This window comes from Streptomyces sp. NPDC028907 (assembly GCF_055564995.1).
Window position 1 is genome coordinate 133,555 of the sequence record NZ_JBVHVE010000012.1, and the last position, 18,039, is coordinate 151,593.

Below are 18,039 nucleotides of genomic sequence, written 5' to 3' on the forward strand. Positions count from 1 at the left end.
GCTGCTCCTTCGACGGGACGTCAGAGCCTCTACGCCCGTAGAGGGGGCCGTAGAGGCACGAAAGTAAGCCCCTGGAACAGCCTTGCCAAGACCATCGTCGTTAACCCGCAGAGTCGATCGCGTTTCACACTCCTGTGGGTGACTGATGGGGCGGGTGGGAGTGGTGCGACGCCCGTTGCCCGCGGCGGCTCGCCGTGTGGCCCGCGGCGGCTCAGGCCGTGTGGCCGGCGACCCGCAGGGCGTGGACGAGATCCCACCGGCACTCGTCCGAGACCCCCTGGGCGGCGGCCAGCAGCAGGGGTACGAGCGTGTCCGGGTCGGCCGCGGCACTGCGGGCGGCCTCCTCCGGGGTGCGGACGCGGACGTAGGCGTCGAGCAGGGCGCGGATCTCGCGGTGCCGCCCGGCGGCTGCGAGGGCGACGACCGCCTGCCCGATCTCGTGCGCGGGGCGCCCCACGCCCTGCCGCAGGATCTGCTCGCCGTCCTCGGTCCGCCCCGCCCCGGTCAGCGCGTCGGCGGCGGCCACGAGCCGCTCGGCGGGCAGCGAGGCGGCCTCCCACAGCAGGGTCGCCCAGTCGGCCCCGAGGCCGAAGCGCTGCATCTCGGCGGCGAGCAGGGGGATGCGTTCGGCGGGCCAGTACGAGGCCTCGACGAGCAGCGCGTGCGCCTCGCCGCTGCGCTCCTCGCCGCGCAGCCGCACCAGCGTCTCCACGACCTCGACGGCCGCCCGCCGGTCCGCGCCTTCCGTCTGCTGGACCTGCGGTTGTGCGGGCGCGGTTGCGACCGGTTCGCCCCCGGCCCCGGCGCGGGCCCCGGCGAATCGTGCGCCGCCCCGGGTTCGACGGCCGGTGACGGGCTGGGCGGGGAGGACGGGGAGGACGGGTTCGGCGGTGGGCGGTACGACGACGGGGGTCACCTCCTCCTCGACGAACCCGGCGAAGCGGGCGCTGCCGCGGCGGCGTTTACGCTGCCGCGTGCCCCGCCCTTCGGGCCGGTCCGTGTCCCCGGCAGCAGGCTCCCCCTGCTCCTCGGCGCCGGGGTTCCCGGCGGCGCCCGTGTCCGTGGCAACCCCGGTGTTCCTGGCCGCTCCGGCCTCCCTTACGCCCCCGACTCCGTCATCTCCGAACCCGTCGCCGACGAACCCCTGACCTGCGAACCGGTCGTCTGCCGACCCGTCCCCTGGGAACCCGTCCCCTGCGAACTGGTGGGTCTCAAACCCGTCGTCGAACCGGAAGACGGACTCCTCCCCCACCCGCTCTCGCCGTATCGCATGCCCTTGGGCGCTCGCCGCCCGGCGGTCCAGGTCTGCAGTGCGGGCACGGAGTTCGGCGCAGCGGGCGGTGGCGCGTTCGTGGTCGTCGCGGGCCCAGGCGAGGTCGAGGCGGATGGCGTCGGCTTCCTCCTGGCTGGTCGCGGAGGCGAGCAGTCTGCCCAGTTCAGCCTGCCGTTCGGCGGCGTATCGCTGTTCGCGGAGCATGACGTCGAGGCGGTCGCCCAGGGCGTCACGGCCGCCGGGCCGGGCGTCGTACGCGGCGAGGGCGGCGGCGTGCAGGGCGCGGGCGCGTTCCGTCTCGGGGCCGGCGCCGCCAGGGCCGTACTGGCCGGCGAGGTCATGCAGGAGTGCCTCCACCACGTCCCAGGGCGGCACTTCGCGTCCGTCGAGGCAGGCCTGCATGCCCTCTGGGTCGCGCTGCCAGAACACCCCGCACCAGCCGCCGCTCTGGTCGAGGCGCGCCAGAAGGCCGTCCAGGTAGTTCACGAACTCCCGTACCCGGGCCGGGAGTTGTTCCACTGACATTGCCCAACTCCCGCCAGACCGGAGCACTCCGGTCCGTTAGGCAACACCAGTCATGTTACGAACGGGCTACGGGAAGTTTTCCGAATGGACGCAGAGTACGCCGCGACTGCCGGAACGTGACGTGCGCGCCGCTAGGCCGCGGCGTCGGCGTCGGCGTCGGCGTCGACGACCGGTGCGCAGCGGCCGACCAGATCGTCCATCGAGAGCCCGAGGGCGTGCGCCAGTGCGGCGACCGTGAAGAAGGCCGGGGTGGGCGCCCGGCCGGTCTCGATCTTGCGCAGCGTCTCGGCGGAGATGCCGGCGCTCGCCGCGACCGCCGTCATACTGCGACCGCCGCGGGCCTCGCGGAGGAGCCGGCCGAGTCGCTCGCCGCGTTCACGCTCTTCGGGGGTGAGAGGGGTGCGCACCATGGCGCCGATTCTAATACCGCACCCCGACCGAGCCACCCCATTCAAATACCGGTATAGTAATTGGCATGGTGGAACTGAAGACGGAAGAGTCGATCGAAGCGATGCACCGGACCGGGCAGGTCGTGGGCCAGGCGCTCACAGCCGTACGCAAGGCCGCTGACGTGGGGGTTTCCCTGCTGGAGCTGGACGAGGTGGCGCGCGAGGCACTGAACGCGGCGGGCGCGACGTCCCCCTTCCTCGGCTACCGCCCCTCCTTCGCCCCGACGCCCTTCCCGGCGGTCGTCTGCGCCTCCGTGAACGACGCGATCGTGCACGGCATCCCTACCGGGTACCGCCTGCGCGACGGCGACCTGGTCTCCATCGACTTCGGCGCCGAACTGGGCGGCTGGGCGGGCGACTCGGCGATCAGCTTCACGGTCGGCACGCCGCGCCCCGCCGACGTACGCCTGATCGAGACGGCGGAGCGGGCGCTTGCCGCGGGCATCGAGGCGGCTGTCGTAGGCAACCGCATCGGCGACATCGCCCACGCCATCGGCACGGTGTGCCGGTCGGCCGGCTACGGCATCCCGGACGACTTCGGCGGCCACGGCATCGGCCGCCGGATGCACGAGGACCCCTCGGTCCCGAACGAGGGCCGCCCGGGCCGCGGCATGCCCCTGCGGGCCGGCCTGGTCCTCGCCATCGAGCCCATGCTCATCGCCGGCGGCGAGGACGACTATCACGCCGCCCCCGACGGCTGGACCCTCCGCACGAACGACGGCTCCCGCGCGGCCCACGTGGAGCACACGGTGGCGATCACGGAGACGGGCCCCCGAATCCTGACGGCCCGCTGACCGCCTCCGGCCCGTCAATCCGACCCCGCCCTGCCTCAGCGCTCCCTGAAGACGCCGGCCCGTGCCCACGCACCGGCCGACCGGGGCCGGTACCGGGCGGGGGCCGAGCCGGGACCGGGGGCCGGGCGGAGTCCTGGGGCCCAGGACCGGGGGCCGGGAGCGGGGGTCGTGCGGAGCCGGACACCAGGCGTTGTCGCGGGCTGGGCGGGAGCTGGATGCCACTGGTCAGGGCTCCGCGGAGCCGGACGCCAGGCAGCCAGGGCAGCGTCGGCGATGGCCATCACGTCCTTCCCCGAAGGCGCCGGTGCGGCACCCTCCCTGAAGGTGCCCCCCGCCACCGTTCGTGCGAAGGTGTTCTACGAACGCGGCCAGGTGTAACCGGCTTCCGGCCGGGTTACCCGACTCCGGCACGCCGATCAAGCGAGGGCGACCCTGCCCGCGCAGGGACGCCGGATGGGAACGCCATGACCAGCGGCTTCAATGGTGGTCCGGAAGACTACGACCCCTTCGGAGAATTCCTCGCCCGCTTCTTCGGCGGACCGCGCCCCGGCCCCCGGCAGATCGACATCGGCCGTCTGCTCAGTCAGCCGGCCCGGGAGCTGGTGCGGGGCGCCGCGCAGTACGCCGCCGAGCACGGCAGCCGCGACCTGGACACCCAGCATCTGCTGCGCGCCGCGCTGTCCGCCGAGCCGACCCGGAGTCTGCTCAGCCGGGCCGGCGCGGACCCCGACTCGCTGGCGACGGAGATCGACGAGCGGTCGGGGCCGGTGCAGCACCCGCCGGGCGAGGCGCCGCCGCCGACGTCGCTGTCCCTGACGCCGGCCGCCAAGCGCGCCCTGCTGGACGCGCACGACCTGGCCCGGGCGCGCGGCACCGGCTACATCGGCCCGGAGCACGTGCTCAGCGCCCTCGCCGCGAACCCCGACTCGGCGGCCGGGCACATCCTCAACGCGGCCCGGTTCAGCCCCACCGGCGGCCCGACCGAGGCCCCGGACGCCGCCGATTCCCGGCCCCGTGTCGACCAGCGGCCGCGCGTCGACTCCGGTACTCCCACCCTCGACAAGTACGGCCGCGACCTGACCGACCTCGCCCGCCGGGGCCGTATCGACCCGGTGATCGGCCGGGACGAGGAGATCGAGCAGACCATCGAGGTGCTCTCCCGGCGCGGCAAGAACAACCCCGTGCTGATCGGCGACGCGGGCGTCGGCAAGACCGCGATCGTGGAGGGCCTGGCCCAGCGGATCGCCGACATCGACGTGCCCGACGTGCTCAGCGGCCGCCGCGTGGTCGCGCTGGACCTGACGGGCGTGGTCGCGGGCACCCGCTACCGGGGCGACTTCGAGGAGCGGCTCAACAACATCGTGGGCGAGATCCGCTCGCACTCCGATCAACTGATCGTTTTCATCGACGAGTTGCACACCGTCGTGGGCGCCGGAGGCGGCGGCGAGGGCGGGTCCATGGACGCCGGGAACATCCTCAAGCCGGCCCTCGCGCGCGGCGAGCTGCACATCGTGGGCGCGACCACGCTGGAGGAGTACCGCAGGATCGAGAAGGACGCGGCGCTCTCCCGCCGCTTCCAGCCGATCCTGGTCCCCGAGCCGACCACCGCCGACGCCATCGAGATCCTGCGCGGCCTGCGCGACCGCTACGAGGCCCACCACCAGGTCCGCTACACCGACGAGGCCCTCGTCGCCGCGGTCCAGCTGTCGGACCGCTATCTCACCGACCGCCGGCTGCCGGACAAGGCGATCGACCTGATCGACCAGGCGGGTGCCCGGGTGCGGCTGCGCGCCCGGACCAAGGGCACGGACGTGCGGGCCATGGAGCGCGAGGTCGAGCAGCTGCACCGGGACAAGGACCAGGCGGTCGCCGACGAACAGTACGAACAGGCGACCCAACTGCGCGACCGCATCGTCGAGTTGAAGCAGCGCATCGCCGACGCGTCCGGCGACGGGGAGGTCGACGAGGGCCTGAACCTGGAGGTCACCACCGAGGCCATCGCGGAGGTCGTCTCCCGGCAGACCGGCATCCCGGTGAGCAGCCTCACCGAGGAGGAGAAGGACCGGCTGCTCGGCCTGGAGGAACATCTGCACGAACGGGTCGTCGGCCAGAACGAGGCCGTGCGCGTCGTCTCCGAAGCGGTACTGCGCTCCCGGGCCGGACTCGCGAGCCCCGACCGGCCGATCGGCAGCTTCCTGTTCCTCGGGCCGACCGGCGTCGGCAAGACCGAACTGGCCCGGGCGCTCGCCGAGGCGCTGTTCGGCAGCGAGGAGCGCATGGTCCGCCTCGACATGAGCGAGTACCAGGAACGGCACACCGTCAGCCGGCTGATCGGCGCCCCGCCCGGCTACGTCGGCCATGAGGAGGCGGGACAGCTCACCGAGGTGGTGCGCCGGCACCCGTACTCGCTGCTGCTGCTCGACGAGGTCGAAAAGGCCCACCCGGACGTCTTCAACATCCTGCTCCAGGTCCTGGACGACGGCCGGCTGACCGACTCCCAGGGCCGCACGGTGGACTTCACCAACACGGTCATCGTGATGACCAGCAACCTGGGCTCGGACGCGATCAGCCGGGGCGGCGCCGGGATCGGGTTCGGCTCGGGCGGCGAGGAGGCCGACGAGGAGGCGCGGCGCGAGCGGGTCCTGCGGCCGCTGCGCGAACACTTCCGGCCCGAGTTCCTCAACCGCATCGACGAGGTGGTCGTCTTCCGCCAGCTGACCCCCGACCAGTTGCGGCAGATCACCAACCTCATGCTGGACCAGACCCGCCGGCTGCTCCAGGCCCAGGGCGTCTCGGTCGACTTCACCGGCACGGCCGTCGACTGGCTGTCCGAGCGCGGCTACCAGCGCGAGTACGGCGCCCGCCCGCTGCGCCGCACCATCCAGAAGGAGGTCGACAACCAGCTCTCCCGGCTGCTGCTGGACGGCCGGATCGGCGAGGGCGGCCGGGTGACGGTGGACGTGCAGGACGGGCGGCTCACCTTCCGTGCGGAAGAGCTGCCGCCCGCCCCCGAGTTGTGACCTGCCGGGCGCGTCCTACGACGCCGGCCACACCACCATCGCCGAGCCGCCGCCGCGCCGTACCTTCTCGGCGGCGGCCAGCCACTTGCCGTTCGGCAGCCGCTGCACGCCGGTGGCCGCGCCGATCTCCGGATTGAGCCGGAAGCCGTGCCCGATCGCTTCCAGCCGCGCCCGCAGGGGGCTGTTGTAAAGGCCGGGTTCGAGCTCGGTGGTGGTCTGGTTGCGCTGGCTGGCGCGCGGCGCGGCGATGGCGTCGACCAGCGGCAGGCCCCGGTCGAGGAAGCCGGTCAGGGTCTGCAACACGGTGGTGATGATGGTCGCGCCACCGGGCGAGCCGAGCGCCACGACGGGCTTGTCGTGCCGGTCGAGCACGATCGTCGGCGACATCGACGAGCGCGGCCGCTTGCCCGGCCCCGGCAGGTTCGGGTCGTGGACGTCGGGGCTGGCCGGGGTGAAGGAGAAGTCCGTCAGCTCGTTGTTGAGGATGAACCCGCGGCCTGGGACCGTGATGCCGCTGCCGCCGGTCTGCTCGATGGTGAGCGTGTACGAGACGACGTTGCCCCACTTGTCGGCCACAGTGAGGTGGGTGGTGCTGTCGCCCTCGTAGGTGGTCGGCGCCGCCGTGCCGCTGGCGTCGCAGGCCGCCGGCTTGCGCGGGTCGCCCGGCGCGACCGGGCTGGTCAGCACCGCGTCGTCCTTGATCAGGCACTCCCGCGAGTCGGCGTACCGCTGCGACAGCAGTTCCCTCGTCGGTACGTCCTCGAAGGCCGGGTCGCCGACCCAGCGCCCGCGGTCGGCGAACGCGATCCGGCTGGCCTCGATGTAGCGGTGCAGGTACTGGACCTCGCTCGCCTTGGACAGGTCGGTGTTCTCCAGGATGTTGAGCGCCTCGCCGACCGTCGTGCCGCCGGAGGAGGACGGCGCCATGGAGTAGACACCGAAGCCGTGGTACGAGGCCCTGGTGGGGGCCTGCGTCTTGGTGCGGTAGGTCGCCAGGTCCTTGGCGGTCAGGTCGCCGGGGCGGGCGTTCCAGCCGGAGTTCGGGTCCACGGGCGGGTGGTTGACCGTGTCGACGATGTCGTCGGCGAGGTCGCCGCGGTAGAGCGCGCCCACGCCCTTCCTCGCCAACTCGGCGTAGGTGCGGGCGAGATCGGGGTTCTTGAAGGTGGAGCCGACGACCGGGAGCCGCCCGTCCGGCAGGAACAGCTTCGCGGTGTCCGGGAAGTAGCGGAACCGGGCTTCGTTGGCGGCGGTCTGCTCGCGGAAGGTGCCGTCGACGGTGAAGCCGTCCCGGGCGAGCCGCTCGGCGGGCTTCAGCAGCGTCCCGAGCCGCTTGCTCCCCCACTTGTCCAGCGCCTGCTGCCAGGTGGCGGGCGTGCCCGGGGTCCCGACGCTCAGGCCGCTGCTGACGGCCTCGGCGAAGGGGATCGCCGTGCCGTTCTCCACGAAGAGGCCGGAGCCGGCGCTCAGGGGCGCGGTCTCACGGCCGTCGATGGTGCGCACCGTACGGGACTTGGCGTCGTAGTAGACGAAGTAGCCGCCTCCGCCGATGCCGGCCGAGTAGGGCTCGGTGACGCCGAGCGCGGCGGCCGTGGCCACGGCGGCGTCGACGGCGTTGCCGCCCTTGCGCAGGACCTCGATGCCGGCCGCGGAGGCGTCCGCGTCGACGCTCGCGACCGCGCCGCCGTAGCCGACCGCTACCGGGGCCTTCTCGACTGCCGTGCTCTCGGCGGCGGGTGGCGCTGCGGCCCCCACCGACACCACGGCGGCCGAGACCGCCAGGACCGACAGTTTCCGCGCGACAGGGCGACGCATCCGCACCTCCAGTCAGGGACCGTCCGGGCAGCCTATGCGATCGGCATGCCCCCGTCAGCAGGACCGCGCCGGGGCGCTGATCGAACACGGGTTTGCGTTCGCCCGCTACCATGCGCGCCCATGAATGACGACGTGCGCAACATCGTGCTGGGCGTGGTCGCGGCGGGCATCAGCGCCGCGCTCGGCTGGCTCGCCCGGACCTACCTGTGGAAGCGCAGGCTCCGGCGCAAGCAGGCGTTCTTCGGGCTGCCCGACAACGCCGAGTCCTTGCTGGTGGTGAACCGCGGGGCCGGCGGACCCGAGCTGACGGTGATGCGTTACGACGTGTTCGCACTCCTCGAACTCGCGGCCCTGATCAAGGACTGCAACGCCCACGCCCAGATCATCCCGCACGACGCGGCCCGCCAGGGCTTCGGGGAACGCACCGAGTTCTGCGTCGGCGGCCCGGCGTCGAATCGCCGCATGATGGCGCACCTGGCCTCCCTGCTGCCCGGTGTCCTGGTGAACGTCGACGCCGAACCCGGCCCGGACCGAGGGGCGTTCCAGATCGGCTCCGAGCGCTATCGGGTGGAGGTCGGCAAGGAGGAGTACGCACTCCTCGCCCGGCTCACCGTCGGCGAGAGCCAGGGCCCCCGCCCCGTCTTCCTGTTCTGCGGCCAGACCGCGATCACCAACCAGGCCGCCACCCGCTATCTCGCCCGCAACCACGAGCGACTCACCCGCAAGCACGGCACCGGCTCCTTCGTCCTGTTGCTGAAGGTGGTCAACTCGCAGGCGTACGGCCCGGATGTGGTGGAGCTGGTCGCGGATGTCACCAGGGCGGCGCAGGCGCCTCTGCCGACACCCGCGCCCGCGCGTAATACCCACCGAGCCTCCTGAGGTTCATCACATTCCGGTAATCGTTACTGGCACGTAACTTACCCACGGGTTACTTGCGGTAAGGGGCCGCGGTTACCGTTCGGTCACTTTGCATTGACACGAGTGAGGAGTGACCGTGGGAACCCAACGCAAGGCCCTGCGTACGACCGCCGTGGGCGCCGTCTCCGCGACACTGATCGCCGGTAGCGCCCTGGGGCTCGCCCCCGCCGCCCAGGCGGCCCCCAGCAGCGTCCGCTTCGTCGACATCAGCGGCGACGGGGGCACCACCCTCAAGGCGAACGTCATCACCCCGGCCGGCGCCGAAGGCAACCGCCGCTACCCGCTGCTCGTGCTGCCCACGAGCTGGGGCCTGCCCCAGGTCGAGTACTTCGCGCAGGCCCAGAAACTCGCGAACTCGGGCTACATCGTGGTCAGTTACAACGTGCGCGGCTTCTGGCAGTCGGGCGGCGAGATAGAAGTGGCGGGCCCGCCCGACATAGCCGACGCGTCCAGGGTGATCGACTGGGCGCTCGCCAACACCCCGGCCGACGCGGGCCACATCGGCATGGCGGGCGTCTCGTACGGCGCCGGGATCAGCCTGCTGACCGCCGCGCACGACAAACGGGTCCGGGCCGTCGCCGCCCTCAGCGGCTGGGCCGACCTCATCGGCTCGATCTACTCCGGCCGCACCCAGCACGTCCAGGCCGCCGCGCTGCTGGACGGCGCGAGCCTGGTCACCGGTCGGCAGAGCGCCGAAGTCCGGCAGATCTTCAACGACTTCTACGCCTCCAACCTGTCCAAGGAACAGGACATGATCAATTGGGGGAAGAAACGTTCGGCCGCAACATACGTGGACCAACTGAACAAGAGCGGCGCCGCGATCATGATGGCCAACGCATGGGGCGACACGATCTTCCCGCCCAACCAGTACGCGGACTTCTACGAGAAGCTGACCGGCCCCAAGCGGCTGGAGTTCCGCCCCGGCGACCACGCCACCGCCGAGCTGACCGGGCTCTTCGGCCTGCCCAACGACGTGTGGACGGACACCGAGCGCTGGTTCGACCACTATCTCAAGGGCGAGGACAACGGCATCGACCGCGAGCCGCCCGTCCGGCTCAAGTCCCGCTCCTCGGGCGGCTACGAGGGCTATCCGGACTGGAAGTCGGTCGGCGCGACCGACCGGAAGATCGCCCTCGGCGGCACGACCACCATCCGCACGAACGTCAACTCCGGCGCGGACGGCGGAGTCGTCTTCCTCTCCAGCATCCTCGACCAGGTGGCCCAGCTTCCCCCGATGGCCTCGATCCCGCTGATCCCCCGGCGCTGGGCGAGCGTCTGGCAGTCGGAGAAGTACGCCACGGCCCAACACGTGCGCGGCACTGCCGAGTTGCACACCACGCTCACCCCGACCAAGGAGAGCGGCACCCTCGTCGCCTACCTCTACGACGTGGGCCCGCTCGGCCTCGGCAAGCTGGTCAGCAACGCGCCGTACACCTTCCACGGACGTACGCCGGGCAAGCCGTTCGGCGTCGACCTGGAGCTGTACTCCACGGCCTACGACGTCCCGGCAGGGCACCGGCTCGCCCTGGTCGTCGACACGGTCGACCCGCTCTACATCGAGCACAACCCGTCCGGCGCGCGGCTGACCTTCTCCTCACCGGCGAACGACCCGTCGTACGTGTCGATTCCACTGCGCGAGCAGTGATCTCCGGCCGGCGCCGGGCGGGTATGGCTCTGTGACTGCTGCCCCCTGCTGTCCCCTGGTCTAGGGGCCGTGGGGGGATCCCCACCCGGCAGCAGCGTCCCTGGTCGCGGCCGGGGCCACCTCCACGGCCTTGGGGACGGACGGAACATCGTAGTCGAGGTCGTTCGCGGCGAGGATTCCGGCGTGGAGAAACGCCGTTCGTCTCGGCATGGGTCGCACTTCCCGCTCAGTGATGAAGGATCTTCGACAGAAAGTCCCGGGCACGCTCGCTCCGGGGGTTGGTGAAGAACTCCTCGGGGCTGCGGTCCTCGACGATGCGGCCGTCGGCCATGAACACGACGCGGTTGGCGGCCGAGCGGGCGAAGCCCATCTCATGGGTGACCACGATCATCGTCATTCCGTCACGGGCGAGTTGACGCATGACCTCCAGCACCTCGTTGATCATCTCGGGGTCGAGCGCGGAGGTGGGCTCGTCGAACAGCATCGCCTTGGGTTCCATCGCGAGGGCCCGGGCGATGGCGACGCGCTGCTGCTGGCCGCCGGAGAGCTGCGCGGGGTACTTGTCCGCCTGGTCGGCCACCCCGACGCGCTCCAGGAGTTCACGGGAGCGCCGGTCGGCGTCATCCTTCTTGCGGCCGCGGACCTTGACCTGCCCGAGGGAGACGTTCTGGAGGACCGTCTTGTGGGCGAACAGGTTGAAGGACTGGAAGACCATGCCGACCTCGGCCCGCAGCCGGGCGAGCGCCTTGCCCTCCGCGGGCAGTGGCTGCCCGTCGAGCAGGATCGTGCCGGACTGGACGGTCTCCAGCCGGTTGATGGCCCGGCACAGCGTCGACTTGCCCGACCCCGAGGGGCCGATGACCACGACCACTTCCCCTTTGCCGACGGTGAGATCGATGTCCTGGAGGACATGCAGGTCCCCGAAGTACTTGTTGACGTCACGCAGCTCGATCAGTGGATCGCCAGCCATGCCCAGCCCCAGTCACTCTCAACTGTGTAGCGGTTTCCGCAAACTATCCGGGCAGCAGTTGACTCAATGCGCGACACGCACTTTTCGGTCATAAGCCGTATTTACGCCGAATTTATGTCGAACTATCGGTCGGGCTGTCACGCCTCAGCGACCTCCGCGTACAGCTGCGAGAGCTCCGGCACCCCGTTCACGGCCCACTCCTGCCCCGCGGTCACGACATCGAACTCACGGCCGGAGGCGAGCCGCACGACCGGCTGACCGTCCGGCCGGATCTCCCAGGCGGCCCCGGGTACGGTGCGCACGATGACGGTGCCGAGATACAGACCGGCGTCGTTGCCCAGCCACGGCAGGACCTCCGCGTCCTCCCGCCACCGCGGCAGCAACTGGTCGAGCGCCTCCAACGAGGCCGCCGTGTCATCGAGTTGGATTCCCGCACGGGACGCGTGGGAGCGCAGGAGTTCGCACTCGGCGAGGAGATCGGCGATGCCCTCCGGGTCGGGGGCCCCGCGCTTCTCGGGCCGGTTGCCCAGAAAAGGGATCTTCATACGCCCAGCGTGTCATTCGCACGACCGAACGCACCACAGGCGCGCGGGCCGTCGATTCCGGGTGAGTTCACGCCGAGTTCGGGCATGGCTCGTTGACGGGTCACGGGTGCCTCTCTAACTTCACGGTGCGTCTTGCGTCTCGCCGGAACGTCTCGCGCCTGTACGTCTCATCTGAAGTTGAAGTTGTCATGTGCAGTCATACGCCGTCCTGAGCGGTCGTGAACGGGAGGAGTCGGAGTTGCGCCGACGCGTGTGGAGGTCCGCGGTCGTCCTCGCTGTCTTCGCCGTCCTGGTGCCGGGTGTCTCCGCACAGGCGGCCCCCGAGCGCAGAGCCGGGCCACTGCCGTTGGACCAGCTCTTCGACAACAGGGCCGTCAGCGACGACGCCAGGCCCACCGAGGCCGACTTCGACGGGGCGGGCGCCTCCCTGTCGGCCCAGGCCCTGTCGGCGGCCGGCTGGACCCCCGGCCGCGCGCTGACCGTGCAGGGGGCCGGACTGACCTGGCCGAAGCGGCAGCCGGGCCGTCCGGACAACGTGCTGGCCGCCGGACAGGACGTACGGGTACGCGGGCGGGGCGACGCCCTCGCCTTCCTGGTGGCCGGCACGGGCGGCTCCGGCTCCGCCGGCACCGGAACCGTCACCTACGCCGACGGCAGCCGCACCTCGTACCACCTGACCGCCCCGGACTGGCGCACCGGCCCGCTCGCCACCAAGGCGGTGGCCCTGACGCACATCAACACCCCTCACGGCCAACTCGCCGAGCGGCCGCGGCTGTACGTCATGACCGTGCCGGTCTTCGTGGGACGCGACGTCGCCTCCGTACGGCTGCCGCGGGCGACCGGGCTGCATGTGTTCGCCCTGGCGGTACGGGTCCCGGCCACGGGCTGGACGGGGAGCTGGTCGACGGCGACGGGCGGCCACCCGACCGTGGGGCGGTGGACGGACCGAACGCTGCGGCTGGTGGTGCACACGTCGGTCGGCGGGCCGCGGGTGCGGCTGCGGTTCGACAACACCTTCGCGGCGGCGCCGGTACGGATCGGAAGGGCCACGGTGGCCGTGCAGTCGGCGGGCGCGGCGGCGCGGGCGAGGCCGGTCGCGGTCTCCTTCCGGCGTGCGGCGGGCGTCGTGATCCCGGCGGGGGCACAGGCCTACAGCGATCCCCTCGGCTTCAAGGTGCCCGCGGACAGCAATCTGCTGGTGAGCTTCCATCTGCCCGGGACCGTCCCGGCCGCGCCCGTGCACCGGCTCGCCCAGCAGCGGTCGTATGTGAGCGCGCCCGGTGACCACACGGCGGACCGCTCCGCTACGGCGTACCCGACGGTGCTGACCAGCTGGCCGCTGCTGACCGGTGTCGACGTCAGCGGTGGGCCGGGGTCCGTGGTGCTCCTGGGGGACTCGATCACCGACGGCGACAAGTCCACGACGGACGCCAACCGGCGGTGGCCCAACGTGCTGGCCACACGGCTGCTGAAGCAGAGTGTCGTGCCGCGCTACGGGGTGCTGAACCAGGGGGTCTCGGGCAACCGTGTGGTTACCGACCGCTATCCCGGCGACGGGGTCTCCACCGACACGGCCGGGGTGAGCGCCCTGCACCGGTTCGACCGGGATGTCCTGGCCCAGACGTCGGCGCGCACGGCGGTCGTGTTCGAGGGCGTCAACGATGTGCGCTGGGGCACCGGCGCGGAGCAGGTGATCGCCGGGCTGCGCGAGATCGCGGACCGGGGGCACGCACGGGGGCTGCGGATGCTGGCGGCGACGATCCTGCCGTGCGAGGGCGAGGCGCAGTGCACCCCGCTGGCCGACGTGGAGCGGGTCGAGGTGAACGCGTGGATCCGCTCCGGCGGCGCGTTCGACGGCGTGCTCGACTTCGATGCGGTGGTACGGGATCCTGCCCGGCCGTCTCGCATGCTCGCCGCGTACGACAGCGGGGACCATCTGCATCCCGGCGATGCGGGGCTCGCTGCGCTGGCTGGGGCGGTGGATCTGAGGTTGCTGGTGCCGTGAGGTGGGCGGCGTTGCAGTGGGCGCCTGGGGGCTGTGCCCCCAGACCCCCCTATCGGCCTGACGGCCTCGTCCTCAGACGCCGGACGGGCTGATTGTGGCCGACCTCCTCTATACGTCCAGGTCGACCACGACCGGCGCGTGGTCCGACGCGCCCTTGCCCTTGCGTTCCTCGCGGTCCACGTAGGAGTCGGTGACGGCCTTGGCGAAGGGCTCGTTGCCGTAGACCAGGTCGATGCGCATACCGCGGTTCTTGGGGAAACAGAGCTGGCGGTAGTCCCAGTACGTGTACGGGTGGTCGTACTTCAGGGGGCGCGGGACCACGTCGGAGAGACCGGCCTCGCGCAGGGAGGCGAGGGCGGCGCGCTCGGCGGGGGTGACGTGGGTGAGCCCCTCGAAGGCGGCCGTGTCGTAGACGTCGTCGTCCGTCGGGGCCACGTTGTAGTCGCCCATCACCGCGAACGGGCGGCTGCCGCCCGCGTCGCCGGCGACGGCGGCCTTGAGGGCCTCGAACCACTGGAGCTTGTACGCGTAGTGCGGGTGGTCCACCTCACGGCCGTTCGGCACGTACACCGACCAGACGCGGATCGGGCCGCAGGTCGCGGAGATGGCGCGGGGCTCGACGACGCCGTCGAAGCCGGGGTCGCCCGGGAGGCCCTTGACGACCTCCTTGAGGCCGACGCGGGAGAGCACCGCCACGCCGTTCCACCGGCCGGTGGCGTTGACCGCCGCCTCGTAGCCGAGGTCGCGCAGCGGGTCGAACGGGAAGGTGTCCTCGGCGACCTTGGCCTCCTGGAGGCACAGCACGTCGGTGCCGCTGCTCTCCAGCCAGGCGAGGAGCCTCGGCAGGCGGGCGGTGATCGAGTTGACGTTCCAGGTCGCGATGCGCATGCCTGACAACCTACCGGGCGGGACTGACAACGCGGTCCCGCCCGGGGTGGGACCGGTCACAGCTCCGCGGAGTCCCCCGGGGTCAGGCGCAGGTGCTCCGAGCCACCCAGGCCGCCGATCTGACGGTCGTAGATCGGCCGGGCCAGGTCGGTGAGCAGGGCGTCGTGGATGTCGTAGGCGCGCTGGGGCTTGACCTCGCGGACGTAGTCGATGACCTCGGAGATCTTGTTCCAGGGCGCCATGACCGGGAGCATCAGCGTCTCGACCGGGTGGTCGGGGACGGTGAGGGCGTCGCCGGGGTGGAAGACGCGGCCGCCGTCGATCAGGTAGCCGACGTTGGTGACGCGCGGGATGTCCGGGTGGATCACGGCGTGCAGTTCGCCGTGGACCTGGATGTCGAAGCCGGCGGCGGTGAAGGTGTCGCCGTGGCCGACGGTGTGGACGCGGCCCGGGAACGCCGCCGAGATCTGCTCCGCGACGGACTTCAGCGTCCAGATCTCGGCCGCCGGGTCGGCCTCCAGCACCGCCCGTAGCCGCGCCTCGTCGAAGTGGTCGGGGTGCTCGTGCGTGACGAGGATCGCGTCCGCGCCGACCGCGGCGTCCTCCTCGCTGAACCCTCCGGGGTCGAGGACGAGCGTGCGCCCGTCCTTCTCGAGGCGGACGCAGGCGTGCGACTTCTTCGTGAGCTTCATGGCACCATCCTGCCCCCGGTGCCGGCCCGCGATCACGCTCCGGGCGTGGTCACTCCGTGGGAGTGGTCTCTTCCCTTATGACCTGCTGGGCGACCTTGAACGCGCTGTTCGCCGCCGGCACGCCGCAGTAGACGGCGGCCTGGAGCAGCACTTCCTTGATCTCGTCCGGGGTGAGGCCGTTGCGCAGGGCGGCGCGGGTGTGGAAGGCGAGCTCGTCCATGTGGCCGCCCGCGACGAGGGTGGCGAGGGTGACGCAGCTGCGGGAGCGCCGGCCGAGGCCGGGTCTGTCCCAGATCTCGCCCCAGGCGTACCGGGTGAGGAACTCCTGGAAGTCCCCCGAGAACTCGTCCGCCTGCGCCAGCGCCCGGTCGACGTGCGCGTCGCCGAGCACCTCGCGACGGACCTTGATCCCGGCGTCGTACGGGTCCGGCCGTCCCGTCGCCGGCGGCTGGACGACGGCCGGTGCGATCTCGGCGATGGGCGCGGGCTGCGGCGGCGCGGCGGCCAGGACCGGCTTGGCGGGGGCGGCGACGATGGCCATCTGGCCGGTGGTGGAGTCGTAGGCGGGCTGCCAGGCGGTGGTGAAGTGCCGGACCAGCAGATCGGTGACGGCGGCGGGCTGCTCGACCGGAACGAGGTGGGAGGCGCCGGGGACCACGGCGAGGCGCGCGTCCGGTATGCCGGCGACCAGGGTGCGGGCCTCGGCGGGGCCGGTGACCTGGTCGTCCGAGCCGACGAGGACGAGGGTGGGCACCGCGACGCCGGCGAGCTGGGACCGGACGTCGAAGGAGGCGAGCGCCTCGCAGGCGGCGATGTAGCAGCCGGGGTCGGTGGTGCGCACCATCTGCACGGCCCACTCGGTGATCGCGGGCTGGGCGGCGGCGAAGCCGGTGGTGAACCAGCGGTCGGGCGAGGTGCGGGCGATGGGGTCGAGGCCGTTCGTGCGCACGATGACACCCCGCTGCCGGAACTCGTCGGCCGTGCCGAAGCGCGGCGAGGCGGCGATCAGGGCGAGCGAGGCGATGCGCTCCGGGTGACGCAGGGCGAGTTCGATGCCCAGTGCGCCACCGAGCGCGCAGCCCGCGTAGCCGAAGCGCTGCACGCCCAGTCCTTCGAGGGTGGCGAGCAGTCGTTCGGCGAGCTCGGCGGCGGAGCCCGCGGGGTACGCGGGCGCACCGCCGTGGCCCGGCAGGTCGAACCGGAAGACGCGCCACTGCTGGGTCAGCTCCGGGACCTGCCGATCCCACATGTGCCACGTCGTGCCGAGGGAGGGGCCGAGGATGAGGACGGGGGCATCTTCGGGGCCGTCGAAGCGGTACTGGAGGGCGGGGGTCTTCGTCTCACTCACCGCTCCACGCTAACCGCCCTTTCCTGCCTTCCGGACGACAGGTCCCGCCTCCTTACACCTGACTCCCGCGGACCTCCGGTGAATCCTCACACCACCTTCACCGGAGGGACCGGCCGGATACGGCTCAGGCCCGGAGGGTGACCCCGAACCGGGTCTTCATCCGACGCAGTTCCCACAGCGAGACGGCGGTCACCGACAGCGGTCCGCCCAGCGTCGAGCAGAGCTGGACGCTGGGCGGCCCCGCCGGCATGCCTTCGCCGATCAGACTGAAGGCCGCGAACACCCACACCAGCGTCATGGTGAGGACGGGCGGCAGCATCGGGTGGACCTGGGCGCTGTTGAAGGCACTGCGGGCCGAGTACAGCGACGCCATGAAGAAGAAGGGAAAACCCCACACGATCACGATCAGCGAGGCGACGGCCAGTACGTACTCCCACCAGCTCTTCCCGTCGTCGGCGTTGACGGTCAGGGCCGTCGGGACGAGAACTCCGCCGATGACGACCAGCGTCAGCACGTACCAGCCGACCGCCTTGAGCGGAATTCGCAGCCGGGAGCGCAGATGCGGCCGAAGGTGCGGGGGCGCGTAGTAGATGAATCCGATGACGACCAAAGGCGCGGCGAGCATCAGCACGAACGGGGCGAGGATGAGTTGGGCGGCGCCGCCCGCCGCCGCTTCCTTCCAGCGGTTCGGGTCCACGTTGTAGGCGAGGATCAGGGCGATGGTGGCGGCGGCACCGAGCACCGTACGGGCCGTCTGGACGCGGTCCACGGTGCGGTCCTCGATCCGGCCGTCGCCCTCCTGCACGAAGAGCCTGGTGGCAACTCGGTGCGCGGAGCGCAGTATCGCGCCGACGAGCCCGAATCGAGAGCCGAACGAAAGGCAGCCGCGGCGCCGGGCGGCGGGGCGCGGCGTGGGCTGCGGGCCATAGGGATACGGGTTCGGGGGCGGGGTGGGGTATGGAGGCTGGTTCGGGTACGGGCCCGGATTCGGTGGCGGCGGTCCGTACGGTGCGCCCCAGCCCTGGCTTCCCGGGCCGTTGCCGGCAGGCTGGCCAGGGCCGTGTCCCGGCCCCCATCCCCCCGTAGCCATGTCTCTCCCCGTTTCGTTCAGCGCCGGTTGCCGTGTCGCGCGGCGACATCGCGGCAGTGTAG

General features: G+C 71.7%; 14 protein-coding genes. 5 read left to right on the plus strand and 9 right to left on the minus strand.

Annotated features, from left to right (window positions below):
- Positions 1–211: 211 nt before the first annotated feature.
- Positions 212–1,798, minus strand: coding sequence for a hypothetical protein (locus ACZ4UU_RS32275; RefSeq protein ID WP_471906922.1), 1,587 nt, complete (start codon positions 1,796–1,798; stop codon positions 212–214).
- A gap of 131 nt (positions 1,799–1,929) precedes the next feature.
- Complete coding sequence (locus ACZ4UU_RS32280; RefSeq protein WP_471906923.1) at positions 1,930–2,208, minus strand: helix-turn-helix domain-containing protein; 279 nt, start codon at positions 2,206–2,208, stop codon at positions 1,930–1,932.
- Between the two features lie 65 nt (positions 2,209–2,273).
- Here ACZ4UU_RS32280 and map point away from each other — a divergent pair, with 65 nt between their 5' ends.
- On the plus strand, positions 2,274–3,041 hold the full coding sequence (map, locus tag ACZ4UU_RS32285) for a type I methionyl aminopeptidase (protein WP_471906924.1): 768 nt from the start codon (positions 2,274–2,276) through the stop codon (positions 3,039–3,041).
- A gap of 464 nt (positions 3,042–3,505) precedes the next feature.
- On the plus strand, positions 3,506–6,061 hold the full coding sequence (locus tag ACZ4UU_RS32290) for an ATP-dependent Clp protease ATP-binding subunit (protein WP_471906925.1): 2,556 nt from the start codon (positions 3,506–3,508) through the stop codon (positions 6,059–6,061).
- Positions 6,062–6,076: 15 nt separating this feature from the next.
- On the opposite strand, the gene ggt is transcribed toward ACZ4UU_RS32290, so the two are convergent.
- Positions 6,077–7,876: a gamma-glutamyltransferase gene (gene ggt, locus ACZ4UU_RS32295; RefSeq protein WP_471906926.1), complete on the minus strand. Its 1,800-nt coding sequence runs from the start codon at positions 7,874–7,876 to the stop codon at positions 6,077–6,079.
- A gap of 120 nt (positions 7,877–7,996) precedes the next feature.
- Between ggt and ACZ4UU_RS32300 the strand changes: the two genes are divergently transcribed.
- Positions 7,997–8,755 (plus strand): hypothetical protein, encoded by a 759-nt coding sequence (locus tag ACZ4UU_RS32300; RefSeq protein ID WP_471906927.1) that lies wholly within the window; start codon positions 7,997–7,999, stop codon positions 8,753–8,755.
- 115 nt (positions 8,756–8,870) lie between these two features.
- A complete protein-coding gene (locus ACZ4UU_RS32305) occupies positions 8,871–10,439 on the plus strand; it encodes a CocE/NonD family hydrolase (protein WP_471906928.1) in 1,569 nt (522 codons plus the stop codon).
- A 226-nt stretch (positions 10,440–10,665) separates the two neighbouring features.
- Here ACZ4UU_RS32305 and ACZ4UU_RS32310 read toward each other — a convergent pair whose 3' ends face one another.
- Together ACZ4UU_RS32310 and ACZ4UU_RS32315 are read right to left on the minus strand one after the other, a co-directional pair.
- Entirely contained in the window at positions 10,666–11,409 is a 744-nt protein-coding gene (locus tag ACZ4UU_RS32310; RefSeq protein WP_471906929.1) for an amino acid ABC transporter ATP-binding protein, read from the minus strand.
- A gap of 137 nt (positions 11,410–11,546) precedes the next feature.
- The gene (locus ACZ4UU_RS32315) at positions 11,547–11,954 is read right to left on the minus strand and encodes a DUF6278 family protein (protein WP_471906930.1); all 408 of its coding nucleotides are present in this window, start codon (positions 11,952–11,954) and stop codon (positions 11,547–11,549) included.
- 238 nt (positions 11,955–12,192) lie between these two features.
- Here ACZ4UU_RS32315 and ACZ4UU_RS32320 point away from each other — a divergent pair, with 238 nt between their 5' ends.
- Positions 12,193–13,959: an SGNH/GDSL hydrolase family protein gene (locus ACZ4UU_RS32320; RefSeq protein ID WP_471907092.1), complete on the plus strand. Its 1,767-nt coding sequence runs from the start codon at positions 12,193–12,195 to the stop codon at positions 13,957–13,959.
- Between the two features lie 108 nt (positions 13,960–14,067).
- Here the strand turns inward: ACZ4UU_RS32320 and ACZ4UU_RS32325 are convergent, their stop codons facing one another.
- The 4 genes from ACZ4UU_RS32325 to ACZ4UU_RS32340 form a co-directional block, all read right to left on the minus strand.
- Positions 14,068–14,847, minus strand: a complete 780-nt coding sequence (locus ACZ4UU_RS32325) for an exodeoxyribonuclease III (RefSeq protein WP_471906931.1) — start codon at positions 14,845–14,847, stop codon at positions 14,068–14,070.
- Between the two features lie 56 nt (positions 14,848–14,903).
- Positions 14,904–15,539: an MBL fold metallo-hydrolase gene (locus tag ACZ4UU_RS32330; protein WP_471906932.1), complete on the minus strand. Its 636-nt coding sequence runs from the start codon at positions 15,537–15,539 to the stop codon at positions 14,904–14,906.
- A gap of 49 nt (positions 15,540–15,588) precedes the next feature.
- Positions 15,589–16,887, minus strand: coding sequence for a bifunctional 3-oxoadipate enol-lactonase/4-carboxymuconolactone decarboxylase PcaDC (gene pcaDC, locus ACZ4UU_RS32335; RefSeq protein ID WP_471906933.1), 1,299 nt, complete (start codon positions 16,885–16,887; stop codon positions 15,589–15,591).
- Positions 16,888–17,011: 124 nt separating this feature from the next.
- The gene (locus ACZ4UU_RS32340) at positions 17,012–17,692 is read right to left on the minus strand and encodes a hypothetical protein (protein ID WP_471906934.1); all 681 of its coding nucleotides are present in this window, start codon (positions 17,690–17,692) and stop codon (positions 17,012–17,014) included.
- Positions 17,693–18,039 lie beyond the last annotated feature (347 nt).

What these genes read in the sequence shown, in the direction of transcription:
- ACZ4UU_RS32290 (WP_471906925.1), top strand. Translation starts at nt 3,506, where the DNA reads ATGACCAGCGGCTTCAATGGTGGTCCGGAAGACTACGACCCCTTCGGA.
- ACZ4UU_RS32330 (WP_471906932.1), bottom strand. Translation starts at nt 15,539, where the DNA reads ATGAAGCTCACGAAGAAGTCGCACGCCTGCGTCCGCCTCGAGAAGGAC.
- ggt (WP_471906926.1), bottom strand. Translation starts at nt 7,876, where the DNA reads ATGCGTCGCCCTGTCGCGCGGAAACTGTCGGTCCTGGCGGTCTCGGCC.
- ACZ4UU_RS32325 (WP_471906931.1), bottom strand. Translation starts at nt 14,847, where the DNA reads ATGCGCATCGCGACCTGGAACGTCAACTCGATCACCGCCCGCCTGCCG.
- ACZ4UU_RS32310 (WP_471906929.1), bottom strand. Translation starts at nt 11,409, where the DNA reads ATGGCTGGCGATCCACTGATCGAGCTGCGTGACGTCAACAAGTACTTC.
- ACZ4UU_RS32275 (WP_471906922.1), bottom strand. Translation starts at nt 1,798, where the DNA reads ATGTCAGTGGAACAACTCCCGGCCCGGGTACGGGAGTTCGTGAACTAC.
- ACZ4UU_RS32280 (WP_471906923.1), bottom strand. Translation starts at nt 2,208, where the DNA reads ATGGTGCGCACCCCTCTCACCCCCGAAGAGCGTGAACGCGGCGAGCGA.
- map (WP_471906924.1), top strand. Translation starts at nt 2,274, where the DNA reads ATGGTGGAACTGAAGACGGAAGAGTCGATCGAAGCGATGCACCGGACC.
- ACZ4UU_RS32300 (WP_471906927.1), top strand. Translation starts at nt 7,997, where the DNA reads ATGAATGACGACGTGCGCAACATCGTGCTGGGCGTGGTCGCGGCGGGC.
- ACZ4UU_RS32315 (WP_471906930.1), bottom strand. Translation starts at nt 11,954, where the DNA reads ATGAAGATCCCTTTTCTGGGCAACCGGCCCGAGAAGCGCGGGGCCCCC.